Here is a 20,024-nt window from a genome sequence, read left to right on the forward strand (position 1 = left end):
GTGCGGACGCCGGTTGCTCGACTAGCTTCCGGCGGACAGCTGTACTCACAGGGGAGTGTGCATGCGCAAGGCGCTCAGATGGCTGCTGGCGCTCACCGTGCTGATAGGCACGTTGAGCACGGCCGGGGCGGCCACCGCCGCCCAGCCGACCGGCGGCACGACCGACATCAAGGATCGGCTGCTCTCCATACCGGGGATGAGCCTGATCGAGGAGAAGCCGTACACCGGCTACCGCTTCTTCGTCCTGAACTACACCCAGCCGGTCGACCACCGGCACCCGTCCAAGGGCACCTTCCAGCAGCGGATCACCGTGCTGCACAAGGACGTCAGCCGCCCGACGGTGTTCTACACCGGCGGCTACAACGTCTCCACGACGCCCAGCCGCCGCGAGCCGACCCAGATCGTGGACGGCAACCAGGTCTCCATGGAGTACCGCTACTTCACCCCGTCCCGGCCGGCCCCGGCCGACTGGAGCAAGCTGGACATCTGGCAGGCCGCCAGCGACCAGCACCGCATCTTCAAGGCGCTGAAGAAGATCTACGCCAAGAACTGGGTCTCCACGGGCGGCTCCAAGGGCGGCATGACCGCCACGTACTACGAGCGCTTCTACCCCAAGGACATGGACGGCGTCGTCGCGTACGTCGCCCCCAACGACGTGGTGAACAACGAGGACTCGGCCTACGACCGCTTCTTCACCAAGGTCGGCACCAAGGAGTGCCGCGACCGCCTCAACGCCGTGCAGCGCGAGGCGCTTGTGCGCCGCGAGTCGCTGGAGAAGAAGTACGCGGACTACGCCGCCGCCGAGGGCTTCACCTTCAACACGGTCGGCAGCCTCGACAAGGCCTACGAGGCCGTCGTGCTCGACTACGTCTGGGGCTTCTGGCAGTACAGCCTGCTCTCGGACTGCGCCGACATCCCGGCCGACGCCAAGAACGCGACCGACGACGCGATCTGGACCTCGGTCGACACGATCTCCGGCTTCTCCTTCTACACCGACCAGGGCCTGGAGCCGTACACGCCGTACTACTACCAGGCGGGCACCCAGCTGGGCGCGCCCACGATCCACTTCCCGTACATCGAGAAGAAGTACATCCGCTACGGCTACCAGCCGCCGCGGAACTTCGTGCCGCGCTCGATCCCGATGAAGTTCCAGCCGTCCGCGATGCGTGACGTCGACTCGTGGGTCAAGCACAACGCCCGCCACATGCTCTTCGTCTACGGCCAGAACGACCCGTGGGGCGCGGAGCGCTTCGCCGCAGGCAAGGGGGCGAAGGACTCGTACGTCTTCACCGCGCCCGGCCTGAACCACGGCGCCAACGTGGCCGGTCTCGTCGCCGACCAGAAGGCGCTCGCCACCGCGCGGATCCTCGCCTGGGCCGGCGTCCCCGCCGCCACCACGGCGCAGGCCAAGCCGCTGGCGAAGTTCGACAAGAAGCTGGACGTACGGGACGTGGAGCGCGAGCCGGCGCTGCGCCCGTAGCACCGCACCGGTCACACCCGTAACTCCCGGGCTGCGCCCGGCCGTCGATCACACCGGCCGGGCGCAGCCCACCCGTTCCTCGCCCTCCAGCTGCACGTACAGGGCCGTCGCCGCCGGGCACTGTGCCCGTTTGGCGACCGCCTTCACCACCTTGTACTGCGGCTTCTTCCGGCCGCTGCCGTCGCACGCCGTCTCGCGGACCTGCCCGTCGCCGGAGCCGTAGACGCAGTCGCCGACGATGGTGCGCGGACCGCCCCCGCCGCCCGGGTCGCCGGGATGCGGCGGCTCCAGGTTGCGCATGCAGGCGTACCCCTGCGGCACCGAGCCGTCGCCGTCCTCGTCGGAGGACGGGCTCTGCTCGCTGATGTGCAGCACGAAGTCCGTGGTCGCCGGGCACAGCGGACCCTCGCCCACCGTGCCGTCGAACCGCGCCACCACCCGCGCCGCCGCCCGCTCACTGGTGCACGGCACCTCGGTGAAGCTGGTCTTCCCGAACGAACTGCACTCGTCGACCCCGAGGAACACCGCCCCGTAGCCGGACTGTCGGCTCGCGGTCGCCGACACCGTCGCGGTGGGCACCGCGCTCGCGTCGCCGCCCTCCGAACCGGACGCCGACAGGACGTCGCAGCCCGACACCAGGGCAGCGAGCAGTGCCACCAGTGCGCAGACCACCCCCACAGAACTTCTCTCACGCATCGTGAACCCCCCGGTACCCCCGCCCAGCGTGACCCGCCACAGCGGGCACACGCCAGACAAACGGGGTGCTTCGGGCCGATTGGTGGGTGTACGCCGGTTGTGTGGCGTACACCCCCTACGCCCGCCGTCCAGGGCTCAGTACGACAGTCCGTGTCCGACGGGGTACAGCACCTTCGTGGGATCGTCCGCCTGCTGCACCGCCACCGGCAGCTTTCCGCGCGGTGCCACCCGGCCGGCGATCACCCGCGCGGCGGCCCGCAGTTCGACGTCGGTCCACGAGTAGGCCGCCAGGACGGCCCGCACGGACGGCAGCCGGGCCACGTCGTACGGATTCCTGATCGCGACCGCGACCACCGGCTTCCCGGTCGCCACCAGCTGCTCGACCAGCTTCGTCTGGGCGTCGGCCGCCGCGACGTTGTACGTGCCCACGACCACCGCGTCCGCGTCCTTGGCCGCCGCGACCGCCTTGGCGATCGTGGCCGCGGAGGGAGCGGTGCCGGTGGACAGCGCGGTGGCGGTGAAGCCGAGCCCGGTGAGCGCGGCGGCGAGCACGCCGGTCGGCGGCCCGGTGGTGCCGGAGGGGGAGGCGGGATCCGCGCCGACGACGAGCACCTTCTTGTGCGTCCCGTGGGACAGCGGCAGCAGCCCGCCCTCGTTGACCAGCAGGGTCGTCGTCCGCTCCGCGATCCGGTCGGCCGTCGCCAGGTGCGACCGGGTGCCGACCACCCGGTCCACATCGCCCTGCCGGACGTACGGCTCCTCGAACAGCCGCAGCCGCGCCTTCAGCCGCAGCACCCGCAGGATCGACTCGTCGAGCCGCGCCTCCGTCAACTCCCCGTCCCGCACGGCGTTCAGCACCGCGTTCCAGGCGATGTCGAGGGAGGGCGGGTTGAGCAGCTGGTCGACGCCCGCCTTCAGGGCGAGCACGGGCACGCGGTCGTCCCCGTACTTCTGCCGTACGCCCTCCATGCCCAGCGAGTCGGTGATCACCACCCCGTCGTAGCCGAGCTCCCCGCGCAGGATGCCGGTGAGGATCGGGTGGGAGAGGGTGGCCGGGTCGCCGGAGTCGTCGAGCGCCGGGACCATGATGTGGGCGGTCATGATCGAGTCGATCCGGGCGTCGATGGCGGCCCGGAAGGGCACCGCGTCCAGCGTCGACCACAGTGCGCGGCTGTGCGTGATGACCGGGAAGCCGAAGTGGCTGTCGACGGCGGTGTCGCCGTGCCCCGGGAAGTGCTTGGCGGTCGCCGCCACCCGACTGCTCTGGTACCCCTTCACCTCGGCGGCGACCAGCTCCGCCACCGCATCGGGGTCGGCGCCGAAGGAGCGGACGCCGATGACCGGGTTGGCCGGGTTGACGTTCACGTCGGCGTCGGGGGAGTAGTCCTGGTTGATGCCCATCGCGCGCAGTTCGGCGCCGGAGATCCGGCCGAGCGTGCGGGCGTCGGCGCGGGAGCCGCCGGCGCCGATCGCCATCGCGCCGGGGAAGAGGGTGGCGGGTGCCCCGACGCGGCACACGATGCCGTGCTCCTGGTCGGTGGCGACGAGGACGGGCAGTCCGCGCGGCTGCTTGAGGGAGGCCTTCTGGATGCCGTTGGAGAGGCCGGCGATCTGGTGCGGGTCCCGGGTGTTGTGCGCCCAGGTGAAGTAGATGATGCCGCCGACCCGGTACTTGGCGATCAGCTCGGCGGCCGTGCGCACGCCGATCTCGCTCAGGTTGGCGTCGATGTCGGCCTGGTCGGGGGCGGTGGCGGAGTGGCCGTAGACCCGCATGACGAAGAGCTGGCCGACCTTCTCGGGCAGGGTCATACGGGAGATCAGGGAGCGGAGTTTCTTGTCGTCGGCATGGGCGGTGCCACCGATCGCGAGGGACGCGGTGACGCCCATGGTCGCGGTGAGGACGGTGCGTCTGGAGGGCACGTGCGCTCCTTCCGGAGGTGATCCTTTGAAGGAAACTTCCGAGGAGTCAGCAATATCCGGGAAGTTTCTGCCAGTCAAGGGAGTGCGCACGGTACGTGAAGAGGGGCCGCCATCGGCGCTGTTGGAGGGGGGCGCGCCGATGACGGCATCTACCGGCCGTGGCACGGCGGAGAGGGTAGGTCAGCGATCGCAGCCAGCAGCGAGGGCCGACACCGCACCACGGGACTCATCCGGCAGCTCGGGGGTTGGACGAACCGTAGTCGGCCCGGGTTCCCGCCTTCCCGTCGATTCCCGGAAGTTGGTGACGCAGGGTCCAACGAGACGGGTGGGTCGTGACCTTGGACCACGGCTCCCGCAGAGTGCGTACGCCCTCTGCGCCCCCGACGACACGAGCAGCGGGCGGGTCCGCGCGCGGTGACCGGACTCCGGGCGCCCGGAATCTCGTTCGACGCCCCGGGGCCCGTAGGGAAGACTCTCCCGCGTTTCCATGGGGCGTTCGCGGAGTCGCGGGCGCGGTGATGAGGGGGAGTCGCGGGTGACCTTCGAGTTGCGGGGGCCGGTCCTGGTGGGCGAGTCGGTGCGCCTGGAGCCGCTGGAGCAGCGGCACGCGGCCGATCTCGCGGTGGCGGCCGAGGAGGACCGGGACACCTACGCGTTCACGTGGGTGCCGCGGGCGGACGAGGTGGGGGCGTACATCGACGCGCAGCTCGCCCGCGCGGCGACGGGACGGCTCGCGCCGTACGCGCAGGTGTCCCTCGCCACCGGGCGGGCGGTGGGCGCGACCTCGTACTGGGAGCCGCGGTCCTGGCTGGCGGAGGACCGACTCGACGCGGTGGAGGTCGGGTTCACCTGGCTGGCGCGCTCCGCGCAGGGCACGGGCGTCAACTCCGAGGCCAAGCTGCTGCTCTTCCGGCACGCCTTCGAGGAGTGGGGCGTGGCCCGCGTCGACCTCAAGACGGACGCTCGCAACAGCCGCTCCCGCGCGGCCATCGAGAGCGTCGGCGCCCGCTTCGAGGGCGTACTGAGGAACTGGTCGCGGTCCTGGGCGCCGGGGGAGGACGGGCGGTTGCGGGACTCCGCGATCTACTCGGTGACGGCGGAGGAGTGGCCGGAGTGCCGGGGGAGGCTCGAGGCGCGGGTGGCGCGGCGGCGGGTGAGCGGGGTGCGGGGGTAGGTATCGGTGCGGGTGCCGGTGCCGGTGCCGGTGCAGGTACCGGTGCGGTGTTGGGCGTCTGCTCAGGGTGTGGCGGGGTCTGTACCCGTGCAGGGAGTCTGCTCGGGACGTGCCGGGGTCGGTACCCGTGCAGGGAGTCTGCTCAGGGCGTGGCGGGTCGGGGTGGTTCCGTCCGCAGTTCCGGTGTCGTCGCGGCCACCGCTCCCACCGCCGCCAGGCACATCAAGCCGCCGGTGACGAGGGAGACCGTGCCGGAGGTCCAGCCGGCGAGGAGGCCGCCGCGGACGTTGCCGAGGTTGGGGCCCGCCTGGCCGACGATCATCTCCGCCGCGGTGACCCGGCCGAGCAGCGCGTCCGGGGTGTGGATCCGCACGATCGTGGAGCGGGCGAGCACGGAGGCGGAGTCGCCGGCGCCGGCCACGACGAGCAGGCCCAGGCCGAGCCAGGGGCTGGTGGAGAGACCGAACGCGACGAGTGCGGCGCCCCAGACCCCCGCCCCGATCAGCATCACGAGCCCGGGCCGGGCGAACCGGGTGACCGGCCCCGACAGAGCTGTCGCGGTGACACCACCCACCGCGAGCGCCGACAGGAACAGACCCAGCGTGCGCGGGTCGTCGCCGAAACGCTCGGCGTTGACCAGCGGGAAGAGGCTGACCGGGAAGGACAGGACGGTCGCGGCGAAGTCGGTGAGCAGCGCGCCGCGCACCGCCCGGTGGGCGATCAGGAAGCGCAGTCCGTCCAGGACGCCGTGCACCCCCGGTCGTGACTTCTCGCCGTCGGGCGGGAGCGCGGGCAGGCCGAAGGCGCCGTAGAAGGACGCACCGAAGCTGAGGGTGTCCAGCAGGTAGCAGGCACCGATGCCCCACCAGCCGAGCACCACGCCCGCCACGGCCGGGCCGACCAGCATCATCGTCAGGCCGGTGACCTGCTGGAGGGCGAGGCCTGCGGCCACCTGGTCCTTGGGCAGCAGCCGCGGCACGAACACGCCCGCCGCGGGGGCGCCGAGCGCGGAGAACGACGTCTGCACCGCGACGAGCACGAGGACGACGACCACGTGCACATGCCCGGTGAAGGCCTGCACGGTGAGCAGCGCGGAGCACACCGCCGAGCCGACGGTTCCCGTGAGGTACATCCGGCGCCGGTCGGTCCGGTCGGCCCAGGCCCCCGCGAACAGGCTGACCCCGACCATCGGCACCGCCTGGGCCACCCCCACCGCCCCGGTCCACATCGAGCTGTGGGTCATGTCCCACACCTGGTACATGACGGTGACCATGGTCATGAAGCTGCCGAGCGTGGACACCGTCCGCCCGAACAGCAGCCGCCGGAAGACGGGCGAGGTCCGCAAGGGCCGGACGTCGATGAAGGCACGGCCGAGGCCCGTGGGGCCGGTGGGGCTCATGAGGGCATGGCGGGGTACGGAGCGGGGTGCGGGGTCACCCGGGGACCCTAGAACCCGGACCGGGTGCCCGCCAGCGATTTATCCGGCGGCCGTGCCTCGTACCCAGCCCTCGCCGGAGGCCTACGCCGAGTCGTTGAGGAGCCGGCAGAGGTGGTCGTGTCCGGCCGCCAGCAGCCCGTCGAGCGGCGCGGCCTCCTCGTACCACCGCTTCTCGTACTCCCAGCACAGCCACCCGTCCCAGCCGTGCCGGGAGAGCACCTCCACGCACTCGGCGAGGGGCAGCACGCCGGCGCCGAGGGGGAGCGGGGTGGTGTCGTCGGCGGAGGCGATGTCCTTGACCTGGACATAGCCGAGGAACGGGGCGAGAGCGGCGTAGGACTCGGAGGGCTGTTCGCCGCCGAGCCAGGTGTGCATGACGTCCCAGAGCGCGCCGGCGTTGCGGTGGCCGACCCGGCCCAGGACGCGGATCGCGTCGGCGCCGGTGCGGTGCGAGTCGTGCGTCTCCAGCAGGATGCGTACGCCGAGGTCGGCGCCGTACTCCGCGGCCGTGCCGAGCCTGCGGGCCGCCGTCGCGTCGGCGCGCTCGCGGGTCTGCTCGTGGCCGCCGCCGGGGAAGACCCGGACGTAGGGGGCGCCGAGGTCGCGGGCGAGGTCGACCAGGCGGCGGACCTCCTCGATCACCGGCCCGTCGTCGCCGGGCGCCGCCACGCGCGCGTACCCGGCGATGCCGAGGACGTCGATGCCGCCGGCCTTGAACTCGGCGGCCACGTCGGCCCGTTCGTCGACGTCGAGGCCGGGGTGCACCGGTTCCTCCGGGTGGGCGCGCAGCTCCACGCCGTGGTAGCCGTGGGTGGCCGCGAGCCGGACTACGTCCGTGACGGGCAGGCCGGGGACGCCGAGGGTGGAGAACGCCAGTCTCATGCCTCTACTCTCACTCGCCCGTCCCGTGCAGGTCCAGGCGCCAGTCCTGTCCGATCAGGTCCTTTCCGAACGACCGGTGCGGCTTCTCGGCGACCAGGACGAAGCCGCGGCGCTGGTAGACGTGGCGGGCGGCGGTCAGTACGTCGTTGGTCCACAGGACGAGATCGCGGTAGCCGACCCCGCGCGCGAAGTCGACGACGGCGCCGACGAGCCGGTCGCCGATGCCGAGGCCGCGGGCGTCGGGCTCGACGAGCAGCAGCCGCAGCCGCGCGGTGCCCGGGGCGTCGTCGCGCACGCACATCACGCTCCCCACCGCCCGCCCGTCCAGCTCGGCCACCCACACCCGCTCCAGATGCGGATCGTGGTCCTCGGCGAAGTCGGCGACGATCCGGGCCACGAGCCCCTCGTAGTCGGCGTTGAACCCGTACTCGGCCGCGTACAGCGCGGCGTTGCGCTGCACGATCCACCCCAGATCACCGGGTCCGGGCTCGCGCAGCAGGACGTCCTCGCGGCGGGGGCGCCGGCCCTCGGAGAGGATGTCCCGGACGGTGCGCATCGCCTCCGACAGCCGGGGCCGGTCGGCGGCCGGCACGCCGGAGAGGAGCGTGCCGACGGATTCGTTGGCACGCTCGGCGAGCAGCGCGGCGGTCTCGCGCCCGTGCGCGGTGAGGGTGATGTGCCGGCGCCGCGTGTCCTCCCTGGACGGCACCCGCTCGATCAGCCCGTCCTGCTCGAACTTGTTGAGGATCCGGCTCAAGTACCCGGCGTCCAGGCCCAGTTCCCCGCGCAGGTCGGCGGCGTCGGTGCGCGGGGAGTGGGCGAGTTCGTACAGGACGCGGGACTCGGTGAGGGTGTAGGGGGCGTAGAGGTGGCGGCTGTAGTCGAGGGCGCCGATGACGTTCGTGTAGAAGCGGTTGAAGGCGCGGATGTCCTGGACGGTCATGGTGGTCGCCCCCTGGGTGATAGTTGACTCAGTCAGAGATCCCGTCGGACCGAGCCTACGACCCCCGCGCCTCCGGCGGCTACCCCTCGGCGGCCGGCCGAAAGACGCACACCTGGACGCCGGTCTTCCCCGCGACGGTGGAGACGAGCTCGAACCCCCGCTTGACGTTGTCGTCCGGCCAGATGGACTTGCCGCCGCCGAGCAGCACGGGCATCAGGATGAGCTGCAGTTCGTCGACGAGCCCCGCGCCGAGCAGCGCCCGCACGAGCGTCGGGCTCCCCATCATCGCCAGGTCGCCACCCTCGCTCTCCCGCAGCTCGCTGATCCGCGCGAGGGCGTCGGCGCCGGGGATCCGCTCGGTGTTGTTCCAGGCCAGTTCGCCGTCGCCGAGGCTGTCGCTCACGACGTACTTCTTCATCGAGTTGAGCCGGTCGGCGAACGGATCCCCGGCCCGCTCGGGCCACGCCCCCGCCATCGTCAGATACGTCCGACGCCCGTACAACAGCGCCTCGGCCCGCTCCAGCCCCGCGGCGAAGGCCCCGCCGACCACCTCCGGATCGAAATACGGATGCGACCACCCACCATGCGCGAACCCCCCGTCGGTGTCCTCCTCGGGACCGCCGGGGGCCTGTACGACTCCGTCGAGACTGATGAACTCACTGACCACGATGCGCATGGGACTTACTCCTCCGTAATGGACGCCGCGTCCGGGCGTCACGGCCATGAAGACCGGCGGCTGCCACGGAAATCATCGCTCCCACGCCCGGGAATACGCCGTGGCGGGAACCTCAGTCCCACCAGAACCGCCAGCCGGACCGCCCCACCAGCCTCTTCGCGTACCTGGGAAACGGCGTCGGTGGATCGTCGACGATGTTGTCGGCCGTCGACAGCACGTGCTCCAGGGCGACGCGTTCCGCGTGCTCGACATCGAGCGGCGGCCGGGCGACCGACACGGTCAGCTCGCTCCCGAAGCCCGACACGACCCGCGCCCCGAACCGATCCTCCCAGCTGCGCAACAGCGCGCACAGCAGCGGAAGCGGGGCCTCGGAGGACCAGCCGAGGATCGCCGGGACGTCGGCGCTGCGGCGCGCGGGGACGAGGGCGAGGGAGCAGGTGCGTATGTAGGGGTCGGTGCCCACGAGATCCTCGACGGTCCACCGGGCCGCCTGCGCCGGACTCACCCCGGCACCGGTGACCGGCCCGGCCGGCGCGAGACCGGGCCAGCTCTCGAAGGGGGGTCCCGGATCGTGCGGCCAGGGCGCGACGTACTCCCGGACGTCCTCCGGCACGCTCGCCGCCCACTCGTCGGCCGTGACCGGGTTCGACCAGTACGGCAGCCGCCGGTGCCGGTACTCGGCGAAGTCCGCGGCGAGCACGGCATCGAGCCGGATCGCGTCGACCTCGCTCAGGTCCAGGAGCCGGTAGGGATCATCGGGCCGGCAGATGAACGGAAACAGCCCACTGGCCTCCGCCCGCTCCACCAGCCGGGGCCACAACTCCACGACATCGTCCGGAAGTCCATCGGAGAACCACACCTCCACCTCCCCTCGTGCCTCGAAGCGGCCGGAGGGCAAGGGGAGTTCATCGGGCAGAGGAAAGACCATGACGGGACGATAAGTGCGAGCACTGACAACGGCCCCGACGTCCTACCGTCCGTTCCGCTTCTCCAACTCCTCGACGTAGTTGTACGCCGCGTTGCTGCCCTGCTTGCCCGGCGAGAGCTTCAGGATCGCCCGGTCCTTCGTCGCGTCGCCGGTCAGATACGCCTCGGTCAGGACGTACGGAAGGCCGTCCACGTGGAAGCGGATGCTCCCGTCCGGGTAGGCCATGACTCGGATGTTCCGGCCGTCCGGCAGTGACATGGTCTCGGCGAAGTGTGCCTTCAGGGGCTGGTCGGCCATACGGTCCTCCACGATCGTGCAGGGGTCCAAAGGGTCGGGTGAGGACGGTCACGATAGCGCGAACTGTCCGGAATGAGACGGCAGTTCACGCGGCCACGACACAAGGGTGGAAGGTCACTTGGAGCGTCTTGCGTGATGTCCTGTGCGGATGGGACTGCAGAGGCTGCGTGACGCCGTACGTCGTATCGACGAGCTGACCAGCACGCGACCGGCCGCCGGGCGCACGCACGACGACGCCGACGACACGGTGGGAACCATCGGGACCGACAGTGCCAGAGGCTTCGATCCGTTTCCTCTGCTGGCGGCGCTGCACGCGAGCGGGGTCCGAGTGATCGTCATCGGTCAGGTGGCCGGGATCGTGCACGGGTCCACCGAACTGACCGGAGACCTCGACCTGTTGTGGGACGCGGATCCGAGTCGGGCCGGCGCGCTCGCGGCAGCGTTCGCCGCCGCCGGTTGCGGGCTCCGGCACGGCGACGGGGCGGTCGTCACGCCCTTCGAACCGGAGGCACTCCTGCGTCCCAAGGTCACCTTCGAGTCCCCGCGGGCAAGCGGGGACTGCTGCACACCGTCGTTGCCATGGGGCGGAGTCGACCTGCGGGCGGTCCTCGACCGTGCCGTCACCGTCACCGATCCCGACGGCCCGGAGATCCGCGTACCGGACCGCGCGGACCTCATTCGGATGCAACGGGCGCTGGGCCGGGCGAAGGACCTGCGCCGGGCCGCGGAGCTGGAACGGCTCTGAGCTCGCCGCGCGGGACTCACCCCCGCGGCACCCCCGTAGACCCCCGAACCATCAACTCCCCCCCAACCGTCGCGATCCCCCCGGGCGGCGGCTCCTCCCGCCCCATCGCGATCCGTCCCGCTCGACTCCCCGCCTCGCCCAACGGCAAGCGCACGGTCGTCAGCGCGGGCACCGCGTCCACGCTGAACGGCAGGTCGTCGAAGCCGGCGACGGACACGTCGTCCGGGATCCGCAGTCCCGACTCCCGCAGCGCGGCAGCCGCCCCCAGCGCGACGGAGTCGTTCGCCGCGACGACGGCCGTCAACGACGGGTCCCGGCGCAGGAGTTCCAGCGTCGCCTCGTATCCCGCCTGGCGGTCGTAGCGGCCGTGCACGGTCCATCGGGGGTCTTCAGCGATCCCCGCCGCGGCCAGCGCAGCCCGATGCCCCTCCAACCGGTGCCGCGTCGTCGTCCGTTCCTCCGGTCCCGCGATGTAGCCGAGCCGGCGGTGTCCGAGGCCGATCAGGTGTTCCGTCAGCCGCTGCCCGCCCCCGCGGTTGTCGAAGGTGAGCGCCACCGCCCCGGTGTCCGGCGCCGGCGGCCGCCCGCACAGCACCACCCGCGTCCCCGCCTCCGTCAGCCGCCGCAGCTTCGCCGCCACGGCCGCCGCGTGCGGCAGGTTCTCGACCGCGCCGCCGGTCAGCACCACCGCCGCGGCCCGCTGCCGTTGCAGCAGGGTCAGATACGTCAGCTCGCGCTCCGGGGAGCCGCCCGTGTTGCACACCACCGCGAGCCGTTCGCCGCCCGCACGCCCCCCGGGCCCACCGATCTCCGCCTGGATCGCGCTCGCCATGATCCCGAAGAAGGGGTCGGCGATGTCGTTCACCAGGATCCCGACCAGGTCGGACGTCGCTGCGGCCAGCGCGCTGGCCGGTCCGTTCAGCACGTAGTCCAGCTCGTCGACCGCCTTCAGCACCCGCTCCCGGGTGGAGGCCGCGACGGGATAGTTCCCGTTCAGCACGCGCGACACCGTCGCGGGGGAGACCTGGGCGCGGGCCGCCACGTCCGCCAGGGTCACCGTCATGTCGTTCGTCCTCCGGTCGCGCATCTTCGGTCGCGCATCTAGTCGTACGCCGTTGTACACAGGCTGCTCGAAGGGGGTCCCCGCCCGAGCGGACGGCAGGGAGCCGCCCCCGTCCGAGCAGACGATAAGGCCACGGACCCCGGTTGTTCGCCCCCTCGAACAACTCGACCCCATCACGGTCTTGTACAGACCAGTGCGCAAAGGCTAACTTCTGCATATGTAGAAAGCGCTTGCTGCGTTCTTGAAACGTACGTGGAAACGTACGAGGGCGAAGGGAAACACGTGACACGCAAGACGGTGCGTATCGCCATGAACGGCGTGACCGGACGCATGGGCTACCGCCAGCACCTCGTCCGCTCGATCCTCGCCCTGCGCGAGCAGGGCGGTCTCGACCTCGGCGACGGCACGGTGCTGTGGCCGGAACCGATCCTCGTCGGCCGCCGCGCGTACGCGCTGAAAGCGCTCGCCGACCAGCACGGCCTGGACCCGGAGAACATCTCCACGGACGTCGACGAGGTCCTCGCCGACCCGACCGTGGACATCTACTTCGACGCCCAGGTGACCTCGGCCCGCGAGGAGGCGCTCAAGAAGGCCATCGCGGCCGGGAAGCACCTGTACACCGAGAAGCCGACGGCCACCGACTTCGAGGGCGCGCTGGAGCTCGCCCGGCTGGCCGACGCCGCCGGCATCAAGCACGGCGTCGTCCAGGACAAGCTCTTCCTGCCGGGCCTGCTCAAGCTCAAGCGCCTCATCGACGGCGGCTTCTTCGGCCGGATCCTGTCCGTCCGGGGCGAGTTCGGCTACTGGGTCTTCGAGGGCGACTGGCAGGCCGCCCAGCGCCCGTCGTGGAACTACCGCTCGGAGGACGGCGGCGGCATCGTCGTCGACATGTTCCCGCACTGGGAGTACGTCCTGCACGAGCTGTTCGGCCGGGTGAAGTCCGTCCAGGCCATCGCCACCACCCACATCCCGCAGCGCTGGGACGAGAACGGCAAGCCCTACGACGCCACCGCCGACGACGCCGCCTACGGCATCTTCGAACTCGACAGCGGCGCCATCGCCCAGATCAACTCCTCCTGGGCCGTGCGCGTCAACCGCGACGAACTCGTCGAGTTCCAGGTGGACGGCACGGAAGGCTCGGCCGTGGCCGGGCTGCGCAACTGCCGTGCCCAGCACCGCAGTTCCACCCCCAAGCCGGTCTGGAACCCGGACCTGCCCGCCACCGAGGTCTTCCGCGACCAGTGGCAGGAGGTCCCCGACAACACCGACTTCGACAACGGCTTCAAGGCCCAGTGGGAGCTCTTCCTGCGCCACGTCTACGCCGACGCCCCCTACCACTGGGACCTCCTCGCCGGTGCCCGTGGCGTCCAACTCGCCGAGCTGGGGCTGAAGTCGTCGGCGCAGGGCCGCCGCTTCGACGTACCGGAGATCACGCTGTGACCATCCAACTCCCGGACCTCAAGGGCGGACTGAGGGCCTACGACCCCCGCCCCGAACCCCTCGCCGTCCACCCCGGCGCCCCCTTCACCTCCCGTACGGTCTTCTCGGCGGCGCACGTCGTCGCCGACCCGTACGCGGACGTGTCGCCCGACTCGGCCGCCGCCGTCGACTGGGACGCCACCCTCGCCTTCCGCCGCCACCTGTGGTCGCACGGGCTCGGCGTCGCCGAGGCGATGGACACCGCCCAGCGCGGGATGGGGCTCGACTGGGTGGGCGCGGCCGAGCTGATCCGCCGGTCCTCCGCCGAGGCCAAGGCCGTCGGCGGGCGGATCGCCTGCGGCGTCGGCACCGACCAGATCACCGGCGGCACCCTGGCGGACGTACAGGCCGCGTACGAGGAGCAGTTGGCCCTCGTCGAGGAGTCGGGCGCGCAGGCCATCCTGATGGCGTCCAGGGCGCTGGCGGCCGTCGCCAAGGGGCCCGAGGACTACCTGGAGGTCTACGGCCATCTGCTGCGCCAGGCGTCCGAGCCGGTCGTCCTGCACTGGCTGGGCCCGATGTTCGATCCGGCGCTGGAGGGCTACTGGGGCTCGTCCGACCTGGACGCGGCCACCGACACCTTCCTCGACGTCATCGCCGCGCACCCCGACAAGGTGGACGGGATCAAGGTGTCGCTCCTGGAGGCTCAGCGGGAGATCGACATCCGGCGCCGGCTGCCGCAGGGCGTGCGCTGCTACACCGGCGACGACTTCAACTACCCCGAGCTGATCGCGGGCGACGAGCAGGGCTTCAGTCACGCCCTGCTCGGCATCTTCGACCCGCTCGGGCCGCTGGCGGCGGAGGCGGTCCGCGTCCTCGACACGGGGAACGTCGACGGCTTCCGTCAACTCCTCGACCCGACCGTCGAGTTGTCCCGGCATCTCTTCCAGACCCCGACCCGCTTCTACAAGACGGGCGTGGTCTTCCTCGCCTGGCTGGCCGGCCACCAGTCCCACTTCACGATGGTCGGCGGACTCCAATCGGCCCGCTCCCTCCCGCACTTCGCCCGCGCCTACGAACTCGCCGACGGCCTGGGCCTGTTCCCGGACCCGAAGCTGGCCGAGGACCGGATGCGGAACCTGCTGTCCCTGTACGGAGTGAGCCAGTGAGCGATCTCGCCCGCTTCAGCATCAACCAGATGACGGTCAAGCAACTGTCGCTGCCGGAACTGGCCGACGCCTGCGCCGAGTTCGGCGTCACCAACGTCGGCCTGTGGCGCGAGCCCGTCCAGGCGTACGGCCTCGACGCCACCGCCAAGCTGGTGCGCGACGCGGGTCTGACCGTCACCACCCTGTGCCGGGGCGGCTTCCTCACGGCGATCGAGCCGGACGAGCGCGCGAAGGCGCTGGACGACAACCGGCGCGCGGTCGACGAGGCCGCCACCCTCGGCACGGACACCCTGGTCCTGGTCTCCGGCGGACTGCCGGCCGGCTCCAAGGACCTGCACGGCGCCCGGGAGCGGATCGCCGACGCGCTGGGGGAGCTGGGCCCGTACGCCGAGTCCCGTGGCGTGAGGCTGGCCATCGAGCCGCTGCACCCGATGTACGCGTCCGACCGCTGTGTGGTCTCGACGCTCACCCAGGCGCTCGACCTCGCGGAACGCTTCCCGGCCCACCAGGTCGGCGTCACGGTCGACACGTACCACATCTGGTGGGACGACCGGGCGCCCGAGCAGATCGCCCGGGCCGGCGCGGGCGGACGCATCCACACCTTCCAACTCGCCGACTGGACCACACCGTTGCCCGAGGGCGTCCTCAACGGGCGCGGGCAGATCGGGGACGGCTCGATCGACATGCGGGAGTGGAAGGGGTACGTCGAGGCGGCCGGGTACGCCGGTGCCATTGAGGTCGAGCTGTTCAACGACCGGCTGTGGGCGCGGGACGGCCGGGAGGTGCTCGGGGAGACGGCTCGGCGCTTCACGGAGCACGTGATGTGAGACCACCTCGTACCACCGAGTACGGGAGCCGCTGAAAGAACGCGTACGGCGCTGCTGAAAAAAAGTCGAGAAGGCCGTGCAACCCTCCCGCCACCTCGCGGGTCGTACTTGGCATCAGGACCTTTGGAGGGGGATCTGGGGGGATCGCGGGGGTTCTGATACGGAGGGGAAAACCCGAGGGGGTTCGGTCGACGGACTGGGCCCCCTCGAACGTGTGCCGGTCCGTGTGCCCGGTCCGTGTGCCCGGTCAGTGGCCGAGAATGACGCACCCGCGGTGACGGCGGGGAGCGGCCGGATCCGTACGTTGTCCAGGGGTGGGTGAGGCCCCAGGCTGCTGCCTGGCGGACGGGGGACGGCCGCCGATCCGGGGGGCTGCTCCGTGCTGCGCATCCACTTCACGCCCGACGACCTGACCCGTATCCGGGTGGCGAGCGCTCCCGACCCGCTCTGGGAGATCACGTTCAGCCTGCACCGGCTCCAGACCTCGCAGGGCCGCTGGGCCTACGCCGCCTGGCACCGCACCACCCGGGCCGTGCTCACCGGCAGCCGACTGGGCGCGGCCGTCCGCAGGGTGCTCGTCCCGCTGCTGCCCAGGGCGCGGTACTGGCCCGACTTCCTGTCGCCGCAGGAGTCCGCCGACGGCCTCGAGCAGGGGCTCGCGGCGATCCTCGACACCCCGCCGGCCCAGGTCGCCCACGAGGTGGGCCTGCTGGCGCGGTTCGTCGGCGCCCCCGACTGGGCGCCCCGGCTGACGGAACGCCGGCCGCGCGAGGAACTGGTGCGGGTGCTGCGCGCCTACCACGAAGCCGTCGTGGCACCGCATCAGGACCGGATGTACGAGTCGCTCGGCGGTGAGAGGGTGCTGCTCTCCCGCGCGATCCTCGACGGCGGGGTCGCCGGACTGCTCACCGACCTCTCGCCCGCCATGCGCTGGTGCGCGCCGGTCCTGCACGTCGACTACGTGGAGGACCGCGACCTGTACCTCGACGGGCGCGGACTGCGCCTGGTGCCCTCCTACTTCTGCTGGCAGACACCGGTGTCGCTGGCCGACCCCGCCCTGCAACCGGTGCTGGTCTACCCCGTGCACAGCACCCGGCTCGCCACGCCCGACCGCCCCGAGGCCTCTCTCTCGGCGCTGCTCGGCCGTACGCGGGCCGCCGCGCTGGCGACGCTCGCGCACGGCGCGACCACCTCGGAACTGGCCCGCCACCTGGGTGTCTCGCCCGCCACGGCCACGCATCACACCACCGTGCTGCGCGACGCCGGCCTGATCATGAGCAAGCGCGCGCAGAACACGGTCCTGCACTCCCTTACCCCGCTCGGCGCGGCGATGCTCTCCCCGCCGTCACCGGGGTCGCGCCTGACGACTTCCGGCCAGCCGTCCCCGTTTCCGCCAGAGGGCGGAACAGCGCCGACCGTTCCCTTGGCCCCACCCGTCACACACGTTGCGCCGGAGCGGTGAACTCCGGCTCCGGGCCCGGGACTTTCGAGACTGTTCGAAGGTCGTGGTTCGGACGGGACCCACGCTGCGACCGTGTCCGGCGGTACCACCCGGGCCGGTCCGTACACCGGCGCCGAACACGAACGAACAGGGGAAACAAGCATGTCGAAGTGGAGCATGAACCGGGCCCTCGTCGCCGGCGCGCTCGTATTCGTATCCGCCGCGACCGGAGTCGCGCTCGCTCCGGTGGCGTCCGCCGCCCCGCAGGCGTGCGTGACCCAGTCGCTGACCACCGGGGACTACGAGAGCGTCGGCACGATCCGCTACAAGTCGGCCACCAGCAGCTGCAACGACCTCAACCTCACCTACTCGTACAACACCAACTCCCGCAACTACGACGACTACGCGGGCCGCCTGCGCCGCTCCGACGGCACCTGGTTCACCTGCGCCAAGCGGTACGTCGTCGGCTACGACGGCTACCACAGCGTCACCGACTCGACGTACGCGCTGTGCACCGCCGTCAGCGACAACACGCCCTTCACCGTGGCCAGCCTCTTCGATCCCGCCGACAACGTGGCGATCACCCACTGACCCCGACCCGTGTCTCCCGGAGCGCCGCCGGCCGGCGGTGCTCCGGCCCGGCGGAAGGACGGACGTGACCCCGAAGACCCTCGCGCGCGCCACCCTGGCCGTCGCGGCAGCCCTGCTCACCGGCGCGTGCTCGACCGCGGCCGGCTCGACGACGGCCGACGGGACCCGCGCCCCCGCCCCGGCGCCCGCACGGCTCACCTACGCCCTCCCCGCGGACCCCGCCCGCATGGTGCTGCCGACCACCGGCGCCGAGTCCCGCTGGACCCAGGGCCTCGACGCCTTCGGACAGCAGGTGGCGCGTTCCGTCGCCGCCGACTGCGCACGCGAGCACGGTTTCGCCCTGCCCGAGCAGGTCCCGCCGGCCTTCATCTCGTACGCGAACCTTCCCGACCTGGCCTTCCTGGGCCGCCACGGATTCGGTCACGGGGCGGAGGTGCCGGGGCCGGGGTCGGCTCGGAGCCGACAACCGGCGGGAAGCCCGGGATCGGTGGCGAGCCCCTCCCCGGCGGAGACCCCCGCTCCCGCGACATCCGGCAGCCCCGCCCAGATCCGTGACTGTCAGGCGCGGGGCTCGGCGGCGGCCGGGAAGGCGCGGGGCGTCTATCTGCCGCTCCTGAAGCGGTGGTTCGGCGAACTCGCCGCCACCCGCGACGATCCCGCCGTCGCCGAGGCCATCGCCGCCCTGCCCCGCTGCCTGGCGAAGCAGGGCTACCGGGTCCGCGACGAGGACGCCTTCTTCTCCCTCGTCGACAGCCGCCTGATGACCGCCTCCTCGGCCGACTTCGCCCGCGTCGACACCGCACTCGGCAGCGCCTACGCCACCTGCATGCACCCGGTCGAAGCCGTACGGGAGCCCGCCCGCCGGGCCCTGCGCGAACGGTTCCTGGCCGACAACGCCCAGGAGATCCGCACCCTGCGCGCGGCCCTGGTCCCCGCACTCCGCCGCGCCGAGAAGGAGTACGGCGTCCGGCTGGCCTTCCCCGCGCCGTGAACCCGCGCCGTGATCCCGCGCGGGATCAGCGGCTCAGAAGAACACCCCGCACCTCAGCAGCACATTCGCGTACGGCCGTGCCTCGCCCGTGCGGACCACCAGCCGTGCCCCGGCCGACAGTTCCTTGAGCCGCTGGTGCGGGACCAGTTCCAGGTCGGGGAACTCGCGGGTCAGCAGCGAGGCCGTCGCCGGATTGGCCTTGCGGATCTCCTTCGCCGCCGTCGCGCCCTCGACCACCAGCTCGACCAGCAGGCCGTCCAGGACCTCCGCGAAGGACGGGGTGCCGGCCCGGAAGGCGAGGTCGACGACGCGCGGTCCTGCCGGGATCGGCATGCCGGCGTCGCACACCAACACCTCGTCGCCGTGGCCCAGTTCGGCGAGGGCGCCGGAGAGATGACGGTTGAGGATGCCCGCCTTCTTCACAGCGCCTCGACCTCCTCGGCGGTCGGGAAGGACACCTGGGCGCCCTCCTTGGTGACGGCCGCCGCCCCGACCCGGGCCGCGTAGGTGGCCGCCTCGACGAGATCGGCGCCCGCCGCGAGCCGGAAGGCCAGCGCGCCCGTGAACGCGTCGCCGGCGCCCGTGGTGTCCACGGCGTCCACCTTCACGGACGGGATCCGCTCGATGCCCGCCGAGGACGCCACCAGCGCGCCCTCCGCGCCCAGCGTCACCACCACCGAGCGCGGCCCCTTGGCGAGCAGCAGCTTGGCCCAGTCCTCCGGCCGGTCGCTCACGCACGCCTCGCCCAGGACCACCCGCGCCTCGTGCTCGTTGACGATCAGCGGGTCGCAGGCCGCCAGCACCTTGGCGGAAAGCGGCCTGGGCGGGGAGGGGTTGAGGACGAAGCGGCTGTCCGGCGCCAGGCTCCGGACCACCTCCTCGACCGTCTCCGGCGGGATCTCCAGCTGGACCGAGACCACCCGGGAGGCCTGGAAGAGGCATTCCGCCGCATGGACGTCCTGCGGCTTCAACCGGCCGTTCGCGCCCGGCGACACCACGATGCTGTTGTCCCCCGAGGGGTCCACGGTGATCAGCGCGACCCCCGTCGGCGCCTCGCCGACCAGCACGCCCACCGTGTCGACCCCGGCCGCCCGCTGCGAGTCGAGCAGCAGTCTGCCGTACGCGTCGTCGCCGACCCGGGCCAACAGCGCGGTACGGGCCCCGAGCCGGGCGGCCGCGACCGCCTGGTTGGCGCCCTTGCCGCCCGGGTGCACGGCGAGGTCGCCGCCGAGCACCGTCTCGCCCGCCTCCGGGCGCCGTTCGACGGCGATCACCAGGTCGGCGTTGGCCGAGCCCACGACCAGAAGGTCGTAGTCGTACATGAAGGACTCCCCTGAGAGATGA

General features: G+C 71.8%; 20 protein-coding genes. 9 read left to right on the forward strand and 11 right to left on the reverse strand.

Annotated features, from left to right (window positions below; translation table 11 throughout):
* Nucleotides 1–61 precede the first annotated feature (61 nt).
* Nucleotides 62–1,480 carry a S28 family serine protease gene (locus ACWD5F_RS28965; protein ID WP_401726776.1) on the forward strand — a complete coding sequence of 473 codons (1,419 nt, stop codon included), beginning with the start codon at nt 62–64 and terminating at the stop codon, nt 1,478–1,480.
* A gap of 48 nt (nt 1,481–1,528) precedes the next feature.
* On the opposite strand, the gene ACWD5F_RS28970 is transcribed toward ACWD5F_RS28965, so the two are convergent.
* Together ACWD5F_RS28970 and ACWD5F_RS28975 are read right to left on the reverse strand one after the other, a co-directional pair.
* Complete coding sequence (locus ACWD5F_RS28970; protein WP_451258670.1) at nt 1,529–2,176, reverse strand: hypothetical protein; 648 nt, start codon at nt 2,174–2,176, stop codon at nt 1,529–1,531.
* Nucleotides 2,177–2,311: 135 nt separating this feature from the next.
* Entirely contained in the window at nt 2,312–4,096 is a 1,785-nt protein-coding gene (locus ACWD5F_RS28975; RefSeq protein WP_451258671.1) for a glycoside hydrolase family 3 protein, read from the reverse strand.
* A 535-nt stretch (nt 4,097–4,631) separates the two neighbouring features.
* Here ACWD5F_RS28975 and ACWD5F_RS28980 point away from each other — a divergent pair.
* A complete protein-coding gene (locus ACWD5F_RS28980) occupies nt 4,632–5,270 on the forward strand; it encodes a GNAT family N-acetyltransferase (protein ID WP_451258673.1) in 639 nt (212 codons plus the stop codon).
* Between the two features lie 142 nt (nt 5,271–5,412).
* Here the strand turns inward: ACWD5F_RS28980 and ACWD5F_RS28985 are convergent, their stop codons facing one another.
* From ACWD5F_RS28985 to ACWD5F_RS29010, 6 genes are all read right to left on the reverse strand, one after another.
* Complete coding sequence (locus ACWD5F_RS28985) at nt 5,413–6,669, reverse strand: MFS transporter (protein ID WP_451258675.1); 1,257 nt, start codon at nt 6,667–6,669, stop codon at nt 5,413–5,415.
* 120 nt (nt 6,670–6,789) lie between these two features.
* The gene (locus ACWD5F_RS28990) at nt 6,790–7,590 is read right to left on the reverse strand and encodes a sugar phosphate isomerase/epimerase family protein (RefSeq protein ID WP_451258677.1); all 801 of its coding nucleotides are present in this window, start codon (nt 7,588–7,590) and stop codon (nt 6,790–6,792) included.
* A 10-nt stretch (nt 7,591–7,600) separates the two neighbouring features.
* Nucleotides 7,601–8,533: a bifunctional helix-turn-helix transcriptional regulator/GNAT family N-acetyltransferase gene (locus ACWD5F_RS28995; RefSeq protein ID WP_451258679.1), complete on the reverse strand. Its 933-nt coding sequence runs from the start codon at nt 8,531–8,533 to the stop codon at nt 7,601–7,603.
* A 79-nt stretch (nt 8,534–8,612) separates the two neighbouring features.
* On the reverse strand, nt 8,613–9,209 hold the full coding sequence (locus ACWD5F_RS29000; RefSeq protein WP_451258681.1) for a dihydrofolate reductase family protein: 597 nt from the start codon (nt 9,207–9,209) through the stop codon (nt 8,613–8,615).
* Nucleotides 9,210–9,321: 112 nt separating this feature from the next.
* Complete coding sequence (locus tag ACWD5F_RS29005) at nt 9,322–10,137, reverse strand: DUF4253 domain-containing protein (RefSeq protein ID WP_451258683.1); 816 nt, start codon at nt 10,135–10,137, stop codon at nt 9,322–9,324.
* Nucleotides 10,138–10,179: 42 nt separating this feature from the next.
* The gene (locus ACWD5F_RS29010) at nt 10,180–10,434 is read right to left on the reverse strand and encodes a hypothetical protein (RefSeq protein ID WP_451258685.1); all 255 of its coding nucleotides are present in this window, start codon (nt 10,432–10,434) and stop codon (nt 10,180–10,182) included.
* A gap of 148 nt (nt 10,435–10,582) precedes the next feature.
* Here ACWD5F_RS29010 and ACWD5F_RS29015 point away from each other — a divergent pair, with 148 nt between their 5' ends.
* A complete protein-coding gene (locus ACWD5F_RS29015) occupies nt 10,583–11,179 on the forward strand; it encodes a hypothetical protein (RefSeq protein ID WP_451258687.1) in 597 nt (198 codons plus the stop codon).
* Between the two features lie 16 nt (nt 11,180–11,195).
* On the opposite strand, the gene ACWD5F_RS29020 is transcribed toward ACWD5F_RS29015, so the two are convergent.
* Complete coding sequence (locus ACWD5F_RS29020; protein WP_451258689.1) at nt 11,196–12,242, reverse strand: LacI family DNA-binding transcriptional regulator; 1,047 nt, start codon at nt 12,240–12,242, stop codon at nt 11,196–11,198.
* Nucleotides 12,243–12,524: 282 nt separating this feature from the next.
* Here ACWD5F_RS29020 and ACWD5F_RS29025 point away from each other — a divergent pair, with 282 nt between their 5' ends.
* From ACWD5F_RS29025 to ACWD5F_RS29050, 6 genes are all read left to right on the forward strand, one after another.
* Nucleotides 12,525–13,682 carry a Gfo/Idh/MocA family protein gene (locus tag ACWD5F_RS29025; RefSeq protein ID WP_451258691.1) on the forward strand — a complete coding sequence of 386 codons (1,158 nt, stop codon included), beginning with the start codon at nt 12,525–12,527 and terminating at the stop codon, nt 13,680–13,682.
* A complete protein-coding gene (locus ACWD5F_RS29030) occupies nt 13,679–14,830 on the forward strand; it encodes a dihydrodipicolinate synthase family protein (RefSeq protein ID WP_451258693.1) in 1,152 nt (383 codons plus the stop codon). Before ACWD5F_RS29025 ends, ACWD5F_RS29030 begins: the two co-directional genes overlap by 4 nt.
* Nucleotides 14,827–15,657: a sugar phosphate isomerase/epimerase family protein gene (locus ACWD5F_RS29035; RefSeq protein WP_451258695.1), complete on the forward strand. Its 831-nt coding sequence runs from the start codon at nt 14,827–14,829 to the stop codon at nt 15,655–15,657. The genes ACWD5F_RS29030 and ACWD5F_RS29035 overlap by 4 nt, the downstream gene beginning before the upstream one ends.
* 379 nt (nt 15,658–16,036) lie before the next feature.
* Nucleotides 16,037–17,119: a helix-turn-helix domain-containing protein gene (locus ACWD5F_RS29040; protein WP_451258697.1), complete on the forward strand. Its 1,083-nt coding sequence runs from the start codon at nt 16,037–16,039 to the stop codon at nt 17,117–17,119.
* 141 nt (nt 17,120–17,260) lie between these two features.
* On the forward strand, nt 17,261–17,689 hold the full coding sequence (locus ACWD5F_RS29045) for a hypothetical protein (protein ID WP_388114620.1): 429 nt from the start codon (nt 17,261–17,263) through the stop codon (nt 17,687–17,689).
* A gap of 64 nt (nt 17,690–17,753) precedes the next feature.
* The gene (locus ACWD5F_RS29050) at nt 17,754–18,680 is read left to right on the forward strand and encodes a hypothetical protein (RefSeq protein WP_451258699.1); all 927 of its coding nucleotides are present in this window, start codon (nt 17,754–17,756) and stop codon (nt 18,678–18,680) included.
* A 33-nt stretch (nt 18,681–18,713) separates the two neighbouring features.
* Here the strand turns inward: ACWD5F_RS29050 and rbsD are convergent, their stop codons facing one another.
* Entirely contained in the window at nt 18,714–19,103 is a 390-nt protein-coding gene (rbsD, locus tag ACWD5F_RS29055) for a D-ribose pyranase (protein WP_451258701.1), read from the reverse strand.
* Nucleotides 19,100–20,002, reverse strand: coding sequence for a ribokinase (locus ACWD5F_RS29060; protein ID WP_451258703.1), 903 nt, complete (start codon nt 20,000–20,002; stop codon nt 19,100–19,102). Before ACWD5F_RS29060 ends, rbsD begins: the two co-directional genes overlap by 4 nt.
* Nucleotides 20,003–20,024: the final 22 nt, after the last annotated feature.

This window comes from Streptomyces sp. NPDC002499, from assembly GCF_053595415.1.